Annotated in this window: 18 protein-coding genes; 7 read left to right on the top strand and 11 right to left on the bottom strand. The window is 61.9% G+C overall.

Going from position 1 to position 20,033, the window contains the following annotated elements; all coding sequences use genetic code 11:
- Nucleotides 1-131: 131 nt before the first annotated feature.
- Nucleotides 132-1,070 carry a LysR family transcriptional regulator gene (locus tag PQR53_RS19215; protein ID WP_408456996.1) on the bottom strand — a complete coding sequence of 313 codons (939 nt, stop codon included), beginning with the start codon at nt 1,068-1,070 and terminating at the stop codon, nt 132-134.
- Nucleotides 1,071-1,244: 174 nt separating this feature from the next.
- On the opposite strand from PQR53_RS19215, the gene PQR53_RS19210 reads away from it, so the two are divergent.
- Entirely contained in the window at nt 1,245-2,024 is a 780-nt protein-coding gene (locus PQR53_RS19210) for a putative hydro-lyase (RefSeq protein ID WP_408456994.1), read from the top strand.
- Between the two features lie 69 nt (nt 2,025-2,093).
- On the top strand, nt 2,094-3,395 hold the full coding sequence (locus PQR53_RS19205) for an MFS transporter (RefSeq protein ID WP_408456992.1): 1,302 nt from the start codon (nt 2,094-2,096) through the stop codon (nt 3,393-3,395).
- A 22-nt stretch (nt 3,396-3,417) separates the two neighbouring features.
- Here the strand turns inward: PQR53_RS19205 and yjfF are convergent, their stop codons facing one another.
- The 5 genes from yjfF to PQR53_RS19180 form a co-directional block, all read right to left on the bottom strand.
- Nucleotides 3,418-4,518, bottom strand: coding sequence for a galactofuranose ABC transporter, permease protein YjfF (yjfF, locus tag PQR53_RS19200; protein WP_408456989.1), 1,101 nt, complete (start codon nt 4,516-4,518; stop codon nt 3,418-3,420).
- Entirely contained in the window at nt 4,515-5,546 is a 1,032-nt protein-coding gene (locus tag PQR53_RS19195) for an ABC transporter permease (RefSeq protein WP_408456986.1), read from the bottom strand. The genes yjfF and PQR53_RS19195 overlap by 4 nt, the downstream gene beginning before the upstream one ends.
- A complete protein-coding gene (locus tag PQR53_RS19190) occupies nt 5,543-7,165 on the bottom strand; it encodes a sugar ABC transporter ATP-binding protein (RefSeq protein ID WP_408456983.1) in 1,623 nt (540 codons plus the stop codon). The genes PQR53_RS19195 and PQR53_RS19190 overlap by 4 nt, the downstream gene beginning before the upstream one ends.
- Before the next feature lie 221 nt (nt 7,166-7,386).
- On the bottom strand, nt 7,387-8,373 hold the full coding sequence (locus tag PQR53_RS19185; RefSeq protein ID WP_408456980.1) for an ABC transporter substrate-binding protein: 987 nt from the start codon (nt 8,371-8,373) through the stop codon (nt 7,387-7,389).
- A gap of 242 nt (nt 8,374-8,615) precedes the next feature.
- Nucleotides 8,616-9,239, bottom strand: coding sequence for an alpha-ketoglutarate-dependent dioxygenase AlkB family protein (locus tag PQR53_RS19180; RefSeq protein ID WP_408456977.1), 624 nt, complete (start codon nt 9,237-9,239; stop codon nt 8,616-8,618).
- Between the two features lie 144 nt (nt 9,240-9,383).
- On the opposite strand from PQR53_RS19180, the gene PQR53_RS19175 reads away from it, so the two are divergent.
- Nucleotides 9,384-9,968: a malonic semialdehyde reductase gene (locus PQR53_RS19175; RefSeq protein WP_408456974.1), complete on the top strand. Its 585-nt coding sequence runs from the start codon at nt 9,384-9,386 to the stop codon at nt 9,966-9,968.
- A 24-nt stretch (nt 9,969-9,992) separates the two neighbouring features.
- Here PQR53_RS19175 and PQR53_RS19170 read toward each other — a convergent pair whose 3' ends face one another.
- Nucleotides 9,993-10,322: a hypothetical protein gene (locus PQR53_RS19170; protein ID WP_408456971.1), complete on the bottom strand. Its 330-nt coding sequence runs from the start codon at nt 10,320-10,322 to the stop codon at nt 9,993-9,995.
- 378 nt (nt 10,323-10,700) lie between these two features.
- On the opposite strand from PQR53_RS19170, the gene PQR53_RS19165 reads away from it, so the two are divergent.
- Nucleotides 10,701-11,864, top strand: coding sequence for a metallophosphoesterase (locus PQR53_RS19165; protein ID WP_408456968.1), 1,164 nt, complete (start codon nt 10,701-10,703; stop codon nt 11,862-11,864).
- A 132-nt stretch (nt 11,865-11,996) separates the two neighbouring features.
- On the opposite strand, the gene PQR53_RS19160 is transcribed toward PQR53_RS19165, so the two are convergent.
- Nucleotides 11,997-12,650 (bottom strand): hypothetical protein, encoded by a 654-nt coding sequence (locus PQR53_RS19160; RefSeq protein WP_408456965.1) that lies wholly within the window; start codon nt 12,648-12,650, stop codon nt 11,997-11,999.
- Nucleotides 12,651-13,181: 531 nt separating this feature from the next.
- Here PQR53_RS19160 and PQR53_RS19155 point away from each other — a divergent pair.
- Together PQR53_RS19155 and PQR53_RS19150 are read left to right on the top strand one after the other, a co-directional pair.
- Nucleotides 13,182-13,889 carry an MgtC/SapB family protein gene (locus tag PQR53_RS19155; protein WP_408456962.1) on the top strand — a complete coding sequence of 236 codons (708 nt, stop codon included), beginning with the start codon at nt 13,182-13,184 and terminating at the stop codon, nt 13,887-13,889.
- A 163-nt stretch (nt 13,890-14,052) separates the two neighbouring features.
- Complete coding sequence (locus PQR53_RS19150; RefSeq protein ID WP_028197420.1) at nt 14,053-14,307, top strand: GlsB/YeaQ/YmgE family stress response membrane protein; 255 nt, start codon at nt 14,053-14,055, stop codon at nt 14,305-14,307.
- Between the two features lie 64 nt (nt 14,308-14,371).
- Here the strand turns inward: PQR53_RS19150 and scpC are convergent, their stop codons facing one another.
- The 3 genes from scpC to PQR53_RS19135 form a co-directional block, all read right to left on the bottom strand.
- Nucleotides 14,372-15,886: a succinyl-CoA:acetate CoA-transferase ScpC gene (gene scpC, locus PQR53_RS19145; protein ID WP_408456959.1), complete on the bottom strand. Its 1,515-nt coding sequence runs from the start codon at nt 15,884-15,886 to the stop codon at nt 14,372-14,374.
- Nucleotides 15,887-16,075: 189 nt separating this feature from the next.
- Complete coding sequence (locus PQR53_RS19140) at nt 16,076-16,291, bottom strand: hypothetical protein (RefSeq protein WP_408456956.1); 216 nt, start codon at nt 16,289-16,291, stop codon at nt 16,076-16,078.
- A gap of 171 nt (nt 16,292-16,462) precedes the next feature.
- The gene (locus PQR53_RS19135; protein ID WP_408456953.1) at nt 16,463-18,634 is read right to left on the bottom strand and encodes an FUSC family protein; all 2,172 of its coding nucleotides are present in this window, start codon (nt 18,632-18,634) and stop codon (nt 16,463-16,465) included.
- Nucleotides 18,635-18,835: 201 nt separating this feature from the next.
- On the opposite strand from PQR53_RS19135, the gene PQR53_RS19130 reads away from it, so the two are divergent.
- On the top strand, nt 18,836-19,837 hold the full coding sequence (locus tag PQR53_RS19130; protein ID WP_408456950.1) for a LysR family transcriptional regulator: 1,002 nt from the start codon (nt 18,836-18,838) through the stop codon (nt 19,835-19,837).
- Nucleotides 19,838-20,033 lie beyond the last annotated feature (196 nt).

The raw sequence follows: 20,033 nt of genomic DNA, 5'->3' as shown, positions 1-20,033 counted from the left end.
CCTGGACTGGAATGCTAAAGGGTAGGCATTTAAAAGTAAACACAATGTTATTACAGTGTAGCACGGCAAATGGCATAAGACGAATGACGTGTGGTTGCGTGAGGAGTTGCATGCTTTCTCGATCGCTCGCCTCACCGCCTCTCAATCAACTGCCGCCCCATCGCCTTCGCATACTGATCGCACGCGCTGCGCGCGACGCGTGAAGCCGCCAGCACGCCGACGTCGGCGTCGTCGCGGTAATACATCGCAACGTCGATCGGCGGCGGCAGCGGACGCACCTGCAATTGCCCGAGCTCGCCGCTGCTCAGGAACGGCTCGACGAACAGCGCCGGCACTGCCGCGATCCCATAGCCATCGCGCAGCAGTTTCACGATCACCGCCACCGACGGCATGCAGGTCACCTGAGTATCCGCAAGCGGCACACCGGCGCGCTTCGCGAGCGTCTCCACGATCGCCTCCACGGCGAGTTGTGGCGCGGTGCCACGGCCGAACGTCAGCACCGGTTTCTGCAATACCGTCTGCACATGTTTCGCGCGGCTCGCCGGAATCAGGTCGTCGCGCGCGATCCAGCGCACCGGATAACTCGCCAGCAAGGTCGAAACAATCGACGCTTCCTGCTCGCCGGTTTCCTCCACCTGAATGACGAGATCCAGATCCCCCGCGCGCAGCCGCGGCCCAAGCACGGCGCTCGAGTCGACGCTCAGATCTACGACGATACGGTTGTACCCGGCGTTCAGCATACGGATGTAGTCGGGCAGCCAGCTATGCACCACTGTTTCGATCACACCGAGCCGCAGCCGCTTGGTCACCTGGGTTTCGTCCTGCGCGGCCAGTTGCAGCGAGCGCGTGGCCTGCACCACCGATCGCGCATGCGCGAGCAGCCGTTCGCCATGCGCGGTAAGTTGAAACGCCGCGGCGTCGCGCTCGATCAACTCGACGCCCAACTCTGCTTCAAGCGTTTTGATGCGCAGCGAAATCGCCGCGGGCGTCGCGTGCATGGCAGCAGCCGTCGCTCGAAAACTGCCGAGACGAGCGAGCGTCAGAAACGTTTCGACAAAGCGGGTATTCATTGCATCAACTCTCCCAACAGCATTCCCGAAGCATTCGATCATCACCGGAAAATCATCACGACGCTGTTAAGTTTAATTTAACGAAACGCAAGAATAACTCGCTGGCTGGATATTTTTGGCGTTACTAATCTGGCTTCCATCAGTCATCCGGACCTAGCTGGAGTCAAGCCCTTCATGTCCTACACGCCATCCGAGTTTCGTCAGCAGATTCGCAGCCGCCGCCTGTCCGGGCCGACGGCGGGCTACTGCGGCGACTATGCGCAAGCCAATCTCGCCATCCTGCCCAGGCAATACGCCGACGACTTCCTGCGCTTCTGCACGCTCAATCCGAAGGCTTGCCCGTTGCTCGGCATCGGCGAACCCGGCGCATGGCGCGTGCCGTCGCTCGGTGCCGATCTCGACATACGCAATGACGTCCCCGCCTTTTACGTCTATCGCCACGGCGAACGCGCCGAGGAGGTGCGCAGTCTGGACGAGCTGTGGCGCGACGACCTCGTGGTGTTCGCGATCGGTTGCTCGTTTTCATTCGAGGAGATGTTACGGCGCGAAGGCATTCCACTGCGCCATATCGAACAGCAGGTCAATGTGCCGATGTATCGCACGCGCGAACGCAACGTGAGCGCCGGCGTGTTCGGCGGCAACCGTGTGGTCTCGATGCGGCCGATGAAAGCCGCCGACGCAATCCGCGCCATCCAGATCACCAGCCGTTTTCCCGCGGTACACGGCGCTCCGGTTCATATCGGCGACCCCTCGCTGATCGGCATTCGCGACATCACGCGGCCCGATTTCGGCGACGCAGTCGAAGTGCGCAGCGACGAGTTGCCGGTGTTCTGGGCCTGTGGCGTCACACCGCAGGCCGCTATAGAAAGCGCGCGCTTGCCGTTTGCGATCGCGCACAAACCCGGACACATGCTCGTCACCGACATTCCCAACACCACGCTGGCGGTTCTCTAGCCGCGTTATTTTTCCCAACCAGCGAGCCGCGCGGCAAGACGCGGCCGCCGACTACGACCGGAGCCAACCATGAAAACCGAAGCGCAATTGACCGCGGACGCCGACTGCTACGACGCGCCCGCCACAGGGAAAGGACCGTTCGCGTGGTATCGGCAGAGTTCCGCCGGCGAGAAGCGTGCGTTCTGGAGCTGCAAGATCGGCTACGTGCTCGACGCAATGGACACGCAATTTCTGAGCTTCGTGATTCCAACGCTGATTGCGACATGGGGCATCACGCGCGGCGACGCCGGTCTGATCGGCACGGTCACGCTGCTGAGTTCGGCGCTCGGTGGCTGGGCGGCCGGGGTGCTGTCCGATCGCATCGGCCGGGTGAAGACCTTGCAGATCACGATCCTCTGGTTCGCGGTGTTCACGCTGGCTTGCGCGCTGGCGCAGAACTTTTCGCAGTTGCTGTGGGCGCGCGGACTGATGGGGCTCGGCTTCGGCGGCGAGTGGACGGCCGGCGCGGTGCTGATCGGCGAAGTCATCCGTGCGCGTGACCGCGGCAAGGCGGTCGGTCTGGTGCAGGCAGGCTGGGCGATCGGCTGGGGCGTCTCGACGCTGCTGTTCATGGCCGTGTTTTCATGGGTACCGGCCGATTACGCGTGGCGCGTGCTGTTCGCCATCGGGATTGCGCCGGCGCCGTTCGTGATCTGGATCCGCCGCTTCGTCGACGAGCCGGCGGTCCATCGGCAGCAGAAACAAGCGCAGGCCGCCGCACACACGCGCCCGTCGCTGCTCGACATCTTCCGTGGCGATATCCTCTGGACGACGCTGCGCGCGTCGATTCTCGCGACCGGCGTGCAAGGCGGCTACTACGCGGTGACCACGTGGCTGCCGACCTATCTGAAAACCGAGCGGCATCTGAGCGTGATCGGCACCGGCAGCTATCTGGGCGTGGTGATCGTCGGCTCGTACTGCGGGTATCTAACGGGCGCTTATGTCAGCGACAAAATCGGCCGCAAGCGCGCCTTCATCGCGTTCGCGCTGGCTTCGTGTGCGATCGCGTTGATCTATACGCAACTGCCGCTGGATAACTTCTCGATGCTCGTGCTCGGTTTCCCGCTCGGCTTCTGCGCGTCCGGCATTTTCTCGGGGATGGGCGCGTTCCTCACCGAGCTGTTTCCAACCCGCATTCGCGGCTCCGGCCAGGGCTTCTGCTACAACATCGGGCGGGCAGTCGGCGCGACGTTTCCGTTCCTGATCGGCTACGTCTCGCAGACCATGACGCTCGGCCACGCGATCGGTGTATTCGCCGCCGCGGCATATGGTGTCGTGATCCTTGCCGCGCTGACGTTGCCGGAGACCAAGGGACGCGAACTCGACGCCTAAGCCGCGTCACCGTTCCTAAGCGCTACAGCGCCTGCTCCGGCGCGCGTCCGATGACATGTGAATCGGGCGCCGCTGCCGTGTCGCCCCGCCCGCGCTCGCGGCCCGGCGTCACGACAGCACCTGGGCCACCGGGACGCCGCACCGATTTCGCATGCCGCTCGATCAGCCGTTGCAGCAGACAGAACGCGCACAGCAACGCGCCGATCACGATGCGGGTCCACCACGAACTGAGCGTGCCGTCGAAAGTAATCAACGCCTGGATCGTGCCGAGAATGCCGACGCCGAACAGCGAGCCGATCACATAGCCGACACCGCCCGTCAGCAAGGTACCGCCGATCACGGTCGCCGCGATCGCATCGAGTTCCATGCCCTGCCCTTGCAAGCCATATCCCGATAGCACATAGAACGTGAACACTGCGCCACCGAGCGCCGAACAGAACCCGCTCAGCGCATACACGCCGATCCGTGTACGCGCGACCGGCAAGCCCATCAGCAACGCCGAGCGCGGATTGCCGCCGACCGCATAGACATTGCGGCCAAAGCGGGTGAAGTGCGCCACGTAGATGGCCGCGACAAGCGTGACGAGGGCGATCAACACATTGGCCGTCACCGAACCGACGCCAATGTTGAGGCGGAACGCGGAAATCTTCTGGAACGTCGGATCGTTGATGGTGATCGACTGCGTCGTGATCAGAAAGCACAAGCCACGCGCGAAGAACATGCCGGCCAGCGTGACGATGAACGCCTGCAAACGGAAGAAATGAATCAGCGCGCCCTGTACCGCGCCGAACACCGTGCCCATCAGCAACACGATCGGCAGGATCAGCCAGACCGGCCAATGCAGATGTTCGGACAGCACCGCTTCGACAATGGTGGTCAGCGCCACCACCGAGCCCACCGACAGATCGATCCCGCCGGACACGATCACGAACGTCATACCGATCGCGACGATCAGCAGGAAGGCGTTGTCCACCAGCAGATCGAGCAGCACTTGCCACGAGAAAAAACCGGTGTACATCACCGAGCCGAAACCGAACAGCGCGCAAAACAACAGGACGGTGACGGCGATCGGCAGCGTGCGCGGATCGACGATATGGGCCCAGGCTTCGAGGAGTCGTCTCATCGCGCCACCCCGCGCTGCGTGAAGAGCGACATGGCGAGCGCGCGCGCCGAGGGCGACTGGATCACGCTCACCGCAAGCACCACGGCCGCCTTGACGAGCAGCGTCGCTTCCGGCGGTACGCCGATCGAATAGGTCGTGTAGGTGAGCGTCTGGATGATCAGCGCGCCCAGCACGGTGCCGGTCAGACTGAAACGGCCGCCGAGCAGCGACGTGCCGCCGAGCGTCACCGCCAGAATCGCATCGAGTTCGAGCAGCAGGCCCGCGTTATTGCCATCCGCGCTGCGCACGTTCGAGCTGATAAGGATGCCCGCCATCGCGGCAGTCAATCCCGAGAAGCCGTACACCGCGAATACCAGCGCTTTCGAGCGCAGGCCGACGAGGCGCGTCGCCACCGGATTGACACCGATCGCGCGAATGAAGAGACCGAGCGCCGTGCCTTCGACGAGCACCGCGGTGGCCAGCACGGCCACGCTCGCGATCCACACAGAGCACGGCACGCCAAGCCAATAGCCGCCGCCGACGAACAGATAGCCCGCTGCGCCGATTGGAATGATCTGCCCCGCCGTCAACAATTGCGCGATGCCCCGGCCGGCGACCATCAGGATCAACGTCGCGATGATCGGCTGCATGCCGACGAACGACACCAGCAGCCCATTCCACATGCCGCTCAACACGCCGACGATCAGCGCCGCAATCAGCGCCTGTGCGATCAATCCGGCGCTCGGCACGGGTTGCGTCGCGAGTATCGTGGCTGCCGCGGCTCCGGCAATCGCCACGACCGCGCCAACCGAAATATCGATGCCGCGTGTCGCGATCACCAGTGTCATGCCGGTGGCGACCAGTACCAGCGGCGCCGCGCGATTCAGGACGTCGATCGGCGCGCCGAACAGATGGCCATCGAGCATCCTTAAAGAAAGAAAATGCGGATTCACCCACAGGTTCAGGACGCACAACAGCACCAGCGTGACGCACGGCCAGATCAGCGGACGCTCCGCGCCATCGCGCGCGAACCAGTTCGATAGCTTCATTCGCCGCTCCCCGCGATGAGTCGATAGATGTTGTCTTCGTTCGAAGCCTTGCCGGCCACTTCAGCGATCTTGCGGCGGTCGCGCAGCACCGCCACGCGATGACTGACGCGCAGCACCTCACTGATCTCGGACGAAATGAACAGGATGCTCAAACCGTTCGCACACAGCGCCAGCAGGCGGTCCATGATGTCGAACTTGGCGGCGACGTCGATGCCGCGGGTGGGTTCGTCGAGAATCAGCAGTTTGGGATCGGTGGCGAGCCAGCGCGCCAGCAACGCCTTTTGCTGATTGCCGCCGGAGAGCAGCCCGATCGGCTGTTCGGCGTCCGTCGCCTTGATGCCGAGGCGCTCGATCCACATGTCCGCGATTTCATGCGCGCGATGCCGTTTGATCTTGCGCCACCAGCCGCGCCGCGCCTGCAACGCCAGCAGAATGTTCTCGCGAATCGACAGTTCGGCGACGATGCCCTCTTTCTTGCGGTCCTCCGCGCAGTAGCCGATGCCGTGGCGCACGGCATCCCGCGGTGAACGCAGCCGCACAGGCCGGCCTTCGACCAGGATGGTGCCGCTGTCGGCGCGGTCCGCGCCGAACAGCAACCGCGCGGTCTCCGTGCGGCCCGAGCCCAGCAGGCCAGCAAGGCCCAGGATCTGGCCCGGCTGCACGTCGAGGTCAATCGGCTGCAGCGTGCCGCGCCGTCCGACGCCGCGCAGTTCGACGAACGGTTGAACGGACTGCTTGCTCTGCGGTCCTTCGTGCGTGGTGTGCCCGTCATGCGCCGCTTCGCGCAAGCGCGCGCTCATGCGCTCGTGACCGACCATCTTCGCGACCAGTTGATCGGCCGGCAGATCGCGCGCGAGGTATTCGCCCTCACGTTCGCCGTTGCGCATCACCGTGATGCGATCGGAAATCGCATACGTCTGCTCGATAAAATGCGTGACAAACAGAATGGCGATACCCGATTGCTTAAGATGGCGAAGTATTTTGAAAAGCTGGGCAACCTCTCCGTCGTCGAGGCTCGAGGTCGGCTCGTCGAGGATCAGTACGCGTGCGTCCACCGACAACGCTCTGGCGATCGCCACCATCTGCTGCACGGCGATCGGATAGGCGTCGAGCGAACGGGTGACGTCGAGTGTCACGTCGAGACGAAGAAGCGCGGCCTGCGCGCGGCGCTTGATGTCGGGCCAATCGATCGCGCCAAACCGCTTTGGCTGCCGCCCCGCGAAGATGTTCTCCGCCACCGAGAGGTTCGGGCATAGGTTCACTTCCTGATACAGCGTGCGCACGCCGGCCGCTTCCGCCTCCTGCGGCGAAGCGAACGCCACGATCTCGCCGGCCAGGCGGATCGTGCCGGCGTCGGGCGCGACCACGCCGGTCAGCACGTTGATCAGGGTGGATTTGCCTGCGCCGTTCTGCCCCATCAGCGTGTGGATTTCACCGGGAAACAGGCGGAAGTCGACTCGCTGCAGCGCCTTCACGCCCGGGAACGTCTTGCTGACACCGGCAGTGGCCAGAATGGGCTCGAGGGCACTCGAGGCGCCGGCGCGAGCGTCGCCTGTGATGGCGCCGTTGGACTGAGCGCCGGCGGCCGGTGGATTCGGTTCAGAAGCGGGATGCGTCATAGACCTCGCTCAATCGGCGGTGCGTTGGTCGGGTGGGCACAGGCGGGCCAGGTTGGGCGCGACCTGAGTCAGCGGAAAAGAGACCGCCCGCTGCCGAAGCAGCCGGGCGGTCAGGCACCACTGGAGAAACCCTGCGATCTGTCCGTCCTGCTTTTATCCTGCGACCATTGTATGGATAGCTAATCAGTTAGCCACCAGACTGGGCGTCAATACCGTCCGCTTTAATACTTGCGCGTCGGCAGAGTCTGCGCCGCGACGCTCATCGGGAAGACGGTCTCTTCCGTCAGGATGCGCTTGGGCAACGGCTTGCCGGCCACGACGTCCTTGACCGCCGACATCAGTTGCGGTCCCAGCAACGGGCTGCATTCCACGTCGACGTTCATCTTGCCCGCGGCCATCGCCTGGAAGCCGCCCTTGGTCGCGTCGAACGAAACGACGGTGATGTCCTTGCCCGGATGCATGCCGGCCTCTTCCATCGCCTGGATGGCGCCGAGCGCCATATCGTCGTTATGCGCATAAACTACATTTATTTTATTTCCATAAGTTTTTATAAACGCTTCCATCACCTGCTTGCCGCCGGCAAGCGTGAAGTCGCCGCTTTGCGACGCAATGATCTTGAATTTCGGATCGTTTTTGATCACTTCGATCAGGCCGGAATGCCGGTCGTTGGCAGGCGCCGAGCCGACCGTTCCCTGAAGTTCCGCGATGTTGATGGGACCTGGATCGCTCTTGTAGTGATCTGCCAGCCAATGACCTCCGCGCCGGCCCTCTTCCATGAAGTCCGAGCCGATCATCGTCACGTACAACGACGTGTCTTTCACGTCGATGTTACGGTCGGTCAGGATCACGGGAATCTTTGCGGCTTTAGCTTCGCGCAGTACCGGCTCCCAGCCGGATTCGACGACCGGAGAGAATGCGATCACATCGACTTTCTGCGCGATGTAGGAGCGGATCGCCTTGATCTGGTTTTCCTGCTTTTGCTGGGCGTCGGAGAATTTGAGCTTGATCTTCGCGTCCGCCGCCGCTGATTTCACCGACTCGGTGTTGGCGGTTCGCCATGCACTTTCGGCGCCGACCTGGGCGAAGCCGAGCGTGATCTGTTTGTCCTGCGCGTAGGCACCCGGCGTTGTCAGCGCCAGAGCGCCGATGCTCGAGCAAAGCGCGAGCGCGCCCAACGCACGACATGCGGCGCGTCGTGTATTCGCCATGACTGTCTCCTGATCGTTGTTGTGTAGGCGATCCATCGAAGCCGCCCAGCGTTGCAGCCCTCACGGTGCGTGGATCGTGATGTAGCGTAGTGTCTGGGGCGTTAACCGTCCAATCATATGATTCGCGTCGGCGATACCAATTTCGGTATCGCGGGCGGTATCGACTGTGCAGTGGGCGTGGGCAATGCGGTGGGGTTCGCCGGGGCACGAACGGCGTTGGAGCGCGACGTTGGGCGCGCTTCTTAGGTGCTTACGTGCTTATGTGCTTGCTCGATGGGGCTTCGCGGCGTCACCCACCGGAACGTCAGATTGATTCGCTCTCCGGCCACCCGCGGCTCCTTCGGCACGCGATGCCGCCAGTCGGCCTGCGTGTCCCCCTTCATCACCAGCAAGCTGCCGCCCTTCAGCGAAAACGACTGCACGACGCCGGTCTTGTTGTGCCGCAAATCGAAGGTGCGCGCCACGCCCAGACTGATCGACGCAATCACTGGCCGAGCGCCGAGTTCGGGCTCGCGGTCGGCATGCCACCCCATGCTGTCGGTGCCACTGCGATAGCGGTTGATCAGCACGCTATTGAAGCGCGCGTGGCAAGCTGCCTCGGCAGCGGCACGCAGTTCGGCGACAGTCGGGGTCCACGATTGCGGCAGATTGCGAATTCCGGAGTAGACGTAGACCGCGTCCGGCTCGCCCTGCCAGGCAGTCAGCCGCGGCAGCGGCACGCGGCCGGCAGGCGTACCCATCATGTCCTGACGCCATTCGACTTCGTCGATGAGTTGCGTTAAAGCACGCGCTGCGGCCCCGGGCGCGAGCCACTCGGGATACCAGTCCACGTCGGGCGCCGGAAGGTCATCGAAAAGGTCCGCCATGAGATTGCCTGAATGCGATTGCGCGCGCGATACATGCGCGATTGAGAACCCTGGCTATTATGGCGGCAACGACGATGTCGCTCACGCCAATGGTTTGCGCTTTCATCCTGCTTTTTTTCTCTGCTACTGCAAAGGACCCCCACCATGATTCTTTCCGATCAGGCGCTCGATCAGCTGTTTCGCGAAGCGCGCACACATAACGGCTGGCAGGCCAAACCGGTCGACGACGCTGTACTCAGGCAACTCACCCAGCTCGTGCTGCTCGGGCCGACCTCGGCCAATTCGAGCCCCGGCCGCTTCGTTTACGTGAAAACGCCCGAAGGCAAGGAGAAGCTGCGTCCGGCCCTGTCGGCGGGTAATCTTGAGAAAACGATGGCGGCGCCCGTCACCGTGATCGTGGGGATGGACATGGCGTTTTACGAGCATCTGCCGAAACTGTTCCCGCATGCCGACGCGCGTAGCTGGTTCGCCGGTAACGACAAGGCGATCGCGGATACGGCTTTTCGCAACTCGACGCTGCAAGGCGGCTATCTGATTCTCGCAGCCCGCGCGCTCGGTCTGGACACTGGCGCGATGTCGGGCTTCGACGCCGCCAAGGTCGACGAGGCCTTCTTCGCCGGCACGAGCGTGAGGTCCAACTTCCTGATCAATCTGGGCTACGGTGACCCGTCGAAGCTATTCCCGCGCAGCCCGCGCTTCTCCTTCGACGAAGCGGCCCAGATCGTCTGACAGGCCCAACGGCCGCCGGTGCGTTTATCTGAAGAGCGCCACGTAGAACACCACCGCGCCGATCAGCGCACCGATAAAACAGAAGCCTTCGTCGGCGTCATCGCCATTGGAACGCAACCACGCGCCGACGACGCCGAACAGCCCTGCGATGCCAAGCGCAACGCATACCATCACCACGTCGAATAACGTGTTTTTGCCCAGCTCGGAGAAGTCGATGTCGCGCACGCCGAAGTACAAGGCGAGCGCCATCAGCGATATGCCCACCAGCGGCAGCATCACGTGGCTGCCCTCTCGTCCGACGTGATGCGCGTGATGTTGGTGGCGTACGTGATTGCCCGATCCAAGCAGTTTCATGATGCGTCTCCTGCCTCGCCCTTTACCGGCGACAAAACGAACCTTCGCGAACCATCGCAAGGCCGCAACGACCTTCAGCCAAGCGGGTTCTATTTGAGAATAGTCCACGCGGAACACAATTCAAAGCCCATTTAATTAGCCTGCCACGGCAATTCCGCCGGGCTGCGGGCGACGGGCGAATTGCTGCGATGCGACACCCGCCTGCCGCGCCAAACCTGCACGTGTTCGGCAAGCCGGTGTGAGCCAATTTGGTGCCGTCGGCACGGGGTTGCACATCTCGGTAGAATGGTCCGGCTCGTCGGCTATTTCAGGGTTGCTGTTGGCGAGCCGCCGCCGTCTTTTCACTCGAGCCGGCCCCTTCCCGCCTCTATCCTCTCTATGCGCCGCACATCGTTTCTTGTTCGCTTCATCCTGATTGGCATCCTGCTGCATATCTACGTCGGCTTTCGTCTGCTTCCCGACATGCCGATTAGTGACGCCGCCCGATGGGCGTGTGCGTTGTGGCTGGTGCTGTCGATCTTTCTGATTCCGCTCGGCATGCTGGCGCGCACCATCAAGCAGCAACCGCTCAGCGACAGGCTCGCGTGGGTCGGCCTGCTGGCGATGGGTTTCTTCTCGTCGCTGCTGGTCCTGACTTTCGCGCGCGATCTGGCGCTCGCTTCGCTGCTCACCGTCGATGCAATCTGGCCGAACACGATTGCCATCGCGCACTGGCGCACCGGCTCAGCGGCAGCGGTACCGTTGCTTGCGCTGCTCTCGACACTCGTCGGCCTGTTCAACGCACGGCGCCGCGCCAAGGTCGTGACGATCGACATACCAATCGACGATTTGCCGGCGGCGCTCGACGGCTTCACCATCGTCCAGATCAGCGATATCCACGTCGGCCCAACTATCAAAGGCCGTTATGTGGACGCAATCGTCGACGCGGTGAATCGGCTGAAGCCGGATCTGATTGCTGTCACCGGCGATGTGGTGGACGGCAGCGTGCCGCAACTGACGAAGCACACGCAGCCGCTGTCGCGGCTCAGCGCGCGTCACGGCGCATTTCTCGTGACCGGCAACCACGAGTATTACGCCGGCGCGAACGCGTGGATCGATGAGTTCCGGCGCCTAGGGTTGACCGTTCTGCTCAACGAGCATGTGGTGGTGGAACATGACGGCGCGCGCGCGGTGATCGCCGGCGTAACCGATTTTTCGGCAGGCCATCATGACCCGTTGCATCGCAGCGACCCCGTCGCGGCCCTCGCCGGCGCGCCTGGCGACGTGCTGATCAAAGTCCTGCTCGCGCACCAGCCGCGCTCAGCGGAAGCAGCAGCCGCAGCGGGATTCACGCTGCAACTGTCCGGCCACACGCATGGCGGCCAGTTCTTCCCGTGGAATTTCTTTGTGCGCCTTCAGCAACCGTTCACGGCAGGTCTCGCGCGATTGAATGGCTTATGGGTCTACACGAGTCGCGGCACGGGCTATTGGGGGCCGCCGAAGCGCCTGGGCGCTCCTTCGGAAATCACGCGATTGCGTCTCGTGCCCGGCGAGCCCGACTGAAGCGTCGAACCGGATCCCAATCGCGCCGCGCCGATGTCAGATTGGATTGCGCAATAAAAAGGGCGAAGGTTCATAAAGGACCTTCGCGCTACGGCGCTGACGCGCCGCTTCAGTTGATGAGCGTTACTGTGATTACTGCGCGGGCGCCACGGCCACGCTGACTTGCGGTGCGTACGCCACCGACACTTGCATACCCGGCGTCACACCGGCGACCTTTGCCGGCTCGCGTCCCTGAATATGAAACACCGCGCCATTCGGGCTCTTCAGGGCCATGATTCCGGAAGCGTGGTCGATCGCCTGAACTTCGGCGCTCACGTTCTGCACGGTGTTCTGCTGTACCGCTTGAGCACCCGTGTGGCCGTCGGCACCGCGCGTAACGCTGACCATGGCGTTGCGCATCATCCGGATGTGGACCTTGCCACCCTGCTTGATCTGCGCCAGGTTGCCCGTCTCAGTGATGTTGAATGAAGCTTCGCCGCCCTGTGCGTCGAGCACGGTCACCGAATGTTTAGCCTGATCGACAAACTTCACCACACCCTCTGCCTGCAGCGTGCTGCTGCCTTCAAACGGGGCGGGCAGACCGGCGGCAAACGACGCGAGCGGAGCAGCAGCAATCAATGCACCGGCAATGATGCCAAGGGCTTTATTTTTCATACATTCCTCAATTGGGGTGAACAGCGGAAAAGAGACGATGTTGTGCGGATCGGATGCGCCTGGAAGAGCGCCAGGACAACCGAACGATTTCCAGACGAAACCGTGAGAAGTGAAACGCGAATCGAGCGCCAAACCGGACAACATGTTTCAAAGTGTGCGAACAGTGTGTTTTCCGGGATGAACATCGTCAATATTCGGAGTCCGTATTTATGCGAGGAAAATACTGAGCCTGCCGTGGGAAATTCCGCAAGCATCGGCCTGTGGTTTCCGCCGCCCTGCTTCATCCCCGCCTTGACTTAACTTTGCAGAGCCGCCTAAAATTCGCCCAATTCATTTAACCGGAATCACGATCTTGGACAGTAGCAGTCGCACCCGTCGAGTTTCGATTCGCCCGATCGCCTGATCGGCAAGATTTCCGCGCCAGCCTTTGCCTGTCGCCGTCTTGCCTTCAGGCCCGACGGTGCACCTCGTTTATATCCTCGTACTACCCGTGAAGTGCCGCATGGCTCGATGCCTTGCGGATGCTGAGTGACTTCCAGCGCGCGAGCCCCGGCTCGCTTGCCTCGTCACGCCCGACCGCGCCCGCGCTCCACCTTCGGACACGTGGCGCTGTCACGCGCAGGGTTCACACTGTGCGAACACACGCCTTAACCTTTCTTATCGATGACAATTGAATTCGTCTGGCGGCTCTTTGCCGCCTTCAGCTGCGGCGTCGCGATCGGCCTCGAACGGCAGATGCGCCAGCGCAACGCAGGCCTGCGCACCATCACGCTGGTCGCGAGCGGCGCGTGTCTGTTCGTCACGCTCGGCGTGCTCACCGGAAATGGCACATCTGGCATCACGCAGATTGCCGCGTATGTCGTATCCGGCGTCGGCTTTCTCGGCGGCGGCGTGATCATGCGCGACAAGGGCTCCATCCAGGGGATCAACACCGCCGCGACCTTGTGGTGCTCGGCGGCGGTCGGCGTACTGTGCGGTGCAGGCCATTACGGACCGGCACTCGCCGGCACCGCCGTCGTGCTGTTGACCAATACGGTGCTGCGTGAAGTGAGCCGGATGATCAACGCGACCCCCGTTTCAAACGCCGATCTCGTGCGTGAATACGTGCTGACGATCGTATGCCGCGAGGCTGACGAGATCCACATTCGTACCGCGGTATCCAACTCGATGTATTCGACACCGCTGTCGTTCCAAAGCCTGACGAGCGAAGACGTGGAAGGTGATACGGGACGCATCCGCGTTACGGCAACCTTGAAGCTGCATCCGAAAGATCAGCCGAAGCTGGAACAGATGGCAAGCCGCATCAGCATGGAAAAGAGCGTATCGAGCGTCAGCTGGACCGCAAGAGAAGCGGAGCCGACGCCGGAGTGAGTCATCGCGCTCAAGCTCCCCCATCTTCGCGCGCATCGTCTACACTTAGCTTGCAATAGATTTAGACAATGTTAATTCCGCGTCCTGAATATGGACTGTCCCATAACCTTCGACTAAGCTCTGTCACCGTGAATTTTTCACACTCAACCATGGAGTCTCGATTATGGAACACGGCATCATTGCATGGCTCATCATCGGCGCGATCGCCGGCTGGCTGGCTGGCGTGCTTGTCAAGGGCGGCGGCTTCGGTCTGATCGTCGACATCATTGTCGGGATTGTCGGTGCGTTCATCGGCGGCTGGCTTGCCGGCGTGCTGCACATTTCGCTCGGCGGCGGCTGGATCGGTTCGATCATCACTGCTGTGATCGGCGCCGTCATTCTGCTGTTTCTTATCCGGCTTGTCCGGCGCGGTACCTGAGCGCAGCACCTGATGTCTTACGGCGTCGGGGGTCAATACCACCTGACGCCGGTTTCACCTGAAGTTAGAAAAGCGCTTGCACTGCCGGCAACATCGAGCCGGTGTCACGCAGTCGCATATGCCAGGCGAAAGCCTGGTCCAACTGATGCGGCGTTTGCCCACCCCATTGCAAAGCGTCCCGATAGTAGTCGCGAAGCAGATCGCGATAGAGCGGGTGCGCGCAGTTCTCGATGATCAACATGGCGCGCTCTCGTGGCGCGAGACCGCGCAGGTCGGCCAGACCCTGCTCCGTGACGACCACGTCCACGTCGTGTTCGTTGTGATCGCAGTGCGGGACCATCGGCACGACACTTGAAATGCGGCCGCCCTTCGCCATCGACTTTGTCGCGAAGATCGCGCATGATGCATTGCGCGCAAAATCGCCCGAACCGCCGATGCCGTTCATCATGTGCGTGCCGCCCACGTGGGTGGAATTCACATTGCCGTAGATGTCGAACTCCAATGCAGTATTCAACGCGATCAAACCAAGCCGGCGAATCACTTCAGGATGGTTGCTGACCTCCTGCGGACGCAGCACCAGACGATCGCGATAGCGCTCGAGTTCGCCGAACACCTGCGCCTGACGCGCGGCCGACAACGTGATCGACGCACCCGAGGCGAACGTCACCTTGCCGGCGTCCATCAGATCGAAGGTCGAATCCTGCAGTACTTCTGAGTAAATCTCGAACGCGCCGAAGGGCGAATCGACGAAGCCGGCCAGCACCGCATTGGCAATCGTGCCGATGCCCGCCTGCAACGGCGGCAAGTGTCGGGGCATGCGCCCGCGCGACACTTCGTGCTCGAAAAACTCGATCAGATGGCCGGCGATCAGTTCCGTTTCCGGATCCGCGGGCAGCACCGTGGACGGACTATCCGCCTTGTCGGTAATCACGATCGCCGCGATTTTGTCGAGCGGAATCTCGATGGCCTGCGCGCCGACACGGTCTTGCGGACGCACGATCGGCAGCGGTTCGCGATTCGGCCTGCGGCCCGGAATCCAGATGTCGTGCAGCCCTTCGAGAGCGAGCGGCTGTGCGAGATTGATTTCGACGATGACCTTGTCGGCGAGGATCGCGAAACTGGCCGAGTTACCGACTGAGGTTGTCGGCACGATGCCACCGGTTTCGGTGATCGCGGTGGCTTCGATAATGGCGATGTCGAGTTTGCCGAGTTGATTTGCACGCAGCATCTCGACGGTCTCGGACAAATGCTGGTCGACGAACATGACTTCGCCGCGATTGATCGCATCGCGCAAAGTCTTGTCGACCTGAAACGGCAAGCGGCGCGCTAACACATGCGCCTCGGTGAGCATGCGATCCACGTCATGGCCAAGCGATGCGCCGGTCATCAACGTAATTTGCAGCGGCTTGCCTTCCTGACGAACCCGCTCGGCGAGTGCGACAGGGACGGCCTTGGCGTCGCCCGCGCGCGTAAATCCGCTGGCGCCGACGTGCATGCCGTCCTGAATCAGAAGCGCAGCCTCGGCGGCTGACGTGATTTTCCCGCATAGCGCGGAGCAACGAATCCGGTCTTGATACATGACTGAGTCTCTCCATAGTCACCAGTCCAGTCTACCGGTGCGCACGTCTACGGTGTGCTTCGCTCAGTAGCCAGATTGTCGCACCAGCCGCGGCGTCTCGATGGGACGGCGTCGCGGCCAGGTGGTTCGTCGCGTGAAAAATTCTCGCGACAGATCTTGCGGTACTGCTGATGTTGCTCGTGGCGCTGTTTAGCTGCCGAAGTAGATATTGCAGAAGCTCACGGGCCCGACGCATTCTTCGGCCTTGGCCTTCGGTACAGTGACGCGATTTTGCTCGACAACATGGTTGGCGCGCGGCGCATTCGCTTGCGCGACCTGTTGTTCCGGGGCAGCCGGTGCGGTCTGTGCATGAGCGACAACAACGGACAAAGAGCAGGCAATCAAGGCAATCTTCAACACATTCATTTCGTTCTCCAATACTTACGATTCCGTCCCGCAGGAACTCCCTTTGAGGGAATTGCGTGGCAGTGGTGAAACTATATGACTGCCACCTACATCGATAAACCGGGCTGGACGGAAGTGATCTTTCCATCTGGCAGAAGGATCGGGGCGAGCGGCCGATCTAGCGCGCATGGGTCAGCGCGCGTTGAAAGGCGCGTCTTTATCCAGCAACGCCGTGCGGATGAAGTGCAGACAACTGAGGATGCGCTGCAGGTCATGCCGCCTGTCGCGGTCGGCATGAACGGTTTTCAGGACGTCCTGAGCGACCCAGGTGGCCGAGCGCACCGAAATGAGGGCCCGCTCGAGAGCATGCGAATTGGGACGCGTGAAGAGCCGCGCGAGGTCGCCTTCGATCTGGGCGAGGCTGCTGGCCCAGCATGCATGAAGCGCTTGCGCGTAGCTGGCACGCGCCGCTTCATTGCGCAGGTCGATCACGGCGTGTCCTACTTCGAGCGTGACGAGCATCCAGCGCAAGGCATCGCGGCGGCGGCGAGAGCGCCGCGTCAGCAGCATGCGCAACTGCGACGTCAGATCGTGGGTGCTCGACTGAAAGCGCTGATTAAGGCCTGGCAGTTCGTCCTTGCATGCGGACACAACTTGCGCGCGTAAATCGCCCTTGATTCTCTCGGTGAGCCACGGCATATCCGCTGGAAAAACCACCGCAAACGCGATCGCCGCGAGCAGGAGCGAGGCCGTGATCGCTATGCCGTTGTTGATCAACAGATCGGGCGCATACGTGACGACGTTGTCTGGGCCGGCGAGCAGGCAGAAGAACACCGAAAAGCCGATGCCATATCCTGCTGTGAGCTTGCGCGATGCGACGAAAGCGCCGAATGCAAGCACCGGGGTAAGCGTGGCGCAAAGCAGCGGAAAACCGTCGATGTTCGGATAGACGTAGCACGTGAAAAGGTAGCCGGTCATGGTCGCCAGCACCGCTCCGACTGCCATCTGCACGGCCATTTTCGATGCGTTCGGTGCGGTCGACGTCAACGCGCAGGCAAGCGCCGCGCCGATCACCGCCAGACCGCCGCTGGGCCAGTCGGTGGCGATCCAGAACCAGCCGGCGATCGCCATGACCACTGCCGACCTGGCAAAGGTAAATGCGACCACAAAGCCGTTCGTCCTGCTCACATAGCCGCCGGGCGTGCGCTGCCCGGCGCCTGGCTTGCGCCGCGCCAACGATGCGTAAGTCTCGGAGTAACGGATCCATTCGTCGACAAAACGATATAGCAGCTCCGCAGCCGTATCGAAATCCGCCAGCGATTCAGCGGGTGCGGCTTCCAGCGGCCATCTCGTTTCGCGCACGCGCCGTGGCAAGCTCGCCTGGAAGAGCCGTAGACCGGCGGCCACGCGCGCAGCGTCCGCGTTTGCGTTTGCTTCCTGCGTTGATGCCAGCAACACCGACAGCTCATGGAAGTACGGCGCAATGGCATCGACTATTCGGCTCGGGCCGTTCACGCGCAGACGTTTGAGCAACTGATGCAGCGCATGCAGCCGCGCGCACGCGTCCATGAATTCGCCGTTCAGACGGCCGAGATGCTGGCTGCGGGAACGCATGGCCGGATCTTCGAAAGCAGCAAATGTCCGCGTCGCTTCAAAGCCGACGATCTCGTCGACGAGATCCGCAAAGCGCCGTTCAAACTGGCCGCGCTCGATGCCACGACCCAGCACCTCGGCAGCGAACGCAGTAAAATTGATATATCGAATGTGGAGCGCGCGCCGCAATGCAAGGCTGGAACGCTGCGGCACAACCAGCGCACTCACCGCGCTCGAGCACACGATGCCGACCGCTACTTCCGCCGCGCGTGTGAGCGCCGCCAGAAACAGGTCGTGAGGCGTCGTGACATTTGGAATGCCGATCAGGGCAGCCGTATAACCTGCCAGCACAAAACCGTACCATCTGAAATGCCGATATCGGACCGCTGCTGCGATACAGGCGCTTACCCAGCCGATCATGCCGAGCATGTACAACTCGGGTTGCTGGACAAACAACGCGCCAATGGCCAAGGCCGCGACCGTGCCAACGGCGGTGCCCAGAATCCGATAGAAACTCTTGGCGAGCACCATGCCGCTGAATGGCTGCATCAGCACGAACACCGTAGTCATCGCGATGCGCGGCTGCTGGAGATCCAGCAACATCGCAATACCCAACGCCAACAGACCCGCGCTAACCGTTTTCAGCAGATGCAGCCAGATCAGGCCGTCGCTGTTCGCCCAGTCGCGAATGGCCGGATTGAGGGGCAGCAACGTGACGCTCCACTGTCGGCGGGCATCCGCCGTCGGTTTGATCGCATGTTGGCGTTTCATCAGAAAGCTGCGCGCCCCGTTTGTCGCTGATAGAAGCACCAGTGAACGCTGCTGCGCACACCGGCAGGCAAGGCGCCGATTGTAGGAGCATGTGCGGCGTGTATTAATAGGACGGCCGCGGAACGTCCCTTCCAGAACGAGCAACAATGAGCTTGCGGGACAGGCGGACAATACGGCTTCGGCCGTGAAATAGAAGGATCGATGGATACGTTACAAAATATGCGAGTGTTCGTGCGCGTGGTCGAGGCTGGTAGTTTTACCGCCGCCGCGCAGTCGCTCAACTCGACGACAGGCGCGATGTCTCGCGCCGTCTCAGAACTCGAAGCTCATCTGCGTACGCGCCTGCTGAACCGGTCGACGCGGCGACTCGCGCTGACCACAGCGGGCGAGCGTTACCTGAAGCGATCTCAGCAAATCCTTGCAGATGTCGACACCGCGGAAGAAGAAGCAAGCTGTGCCCACGAACGTCCCAGCGGCGCGTTGCGCATGCACAGCTTCGCCAGCATCGGCCAGCATTACGTGCTGCCGGCTATTTCCCGGTATCGCGCGCTTTATCCTGAAGTGACCGTCGAGCTGACGTTATCGCAGCGGATGCCTGACCTATTCGAAGGGAGTGCCGACGTCGCCGTGATCAGCGCCTCGACTTTGCCCAATTCGGATCTCGTGTCGCTCCCGCTCGGTACAACGTTCAGCATCTTGTGTGCATCGCCTACGTACGTGCACGCTCATGGCACACCGCAACAGCCCTGCGATCTGGCGCATCACGAGTGTTTGATTCTGCACACGCCTGCATTTCCACCTCACGAATGGGTGCTCGACGGTCCGCACGGCAGCGAGGTGATGGAAGTGAACGGCCCCGTGCACGTGAATATCGCGGAATCGCTGATCGTCGCAATTCACGAAGGAATGGGCATTGGTATGGTGCCTCTCTACGCGGCGATTGCCGGGTTACGTGAGGGGACGTTAATCCGCGTGTTGCCCGAATATACGCTGCAGAAGACGAATGTTTACGCGCTATATCCGTCACGCAAGTTTATCGATGCGAAGACGCGGACGTGGGTCGAGTTCTTACGCACGCATGTGCCGAAGATGATTGCGCGCGACGAGGCGTTGCTTGCCGAGGTCGGTCAGATGTATGCAGCCGATGGCTTGGCGCCTACACAGGCCGGCGGCATTCAGGACGGGGACGTCGCTGCGGACTGACGCAGATTTGAAGACGAAGTGCAGAGACCGCGCCTGCGTAAGGCAGCGACGCGATTAGCGAGTGGCAGGCCACTGTGGTGGCGCCAAGGGTCTGCCAGAGAGTGGGAATTTTTTGGTCGGAAAGGAGTGAGCGCTGGAAGACTGGGGTGTATGGGCAACGTCGGGCGATGTTTCCTGATCCTGTCATTCGATGTTT

It is taken from the genome of Paraburkholderia fungorum (assembly GCF_046027605.1).
In the GTDB taxonomy this organism is placed as follows: Bacteria; Pseudomonadota; Gammaproteobacteria; order Burkholderiales; family Burkholderiaceae; genus Paraburkholderia; species Paraburkholderia fungorum_F.
This window is presented reverse-complemented; position numbering and strand designations above follow the sequence as displayed.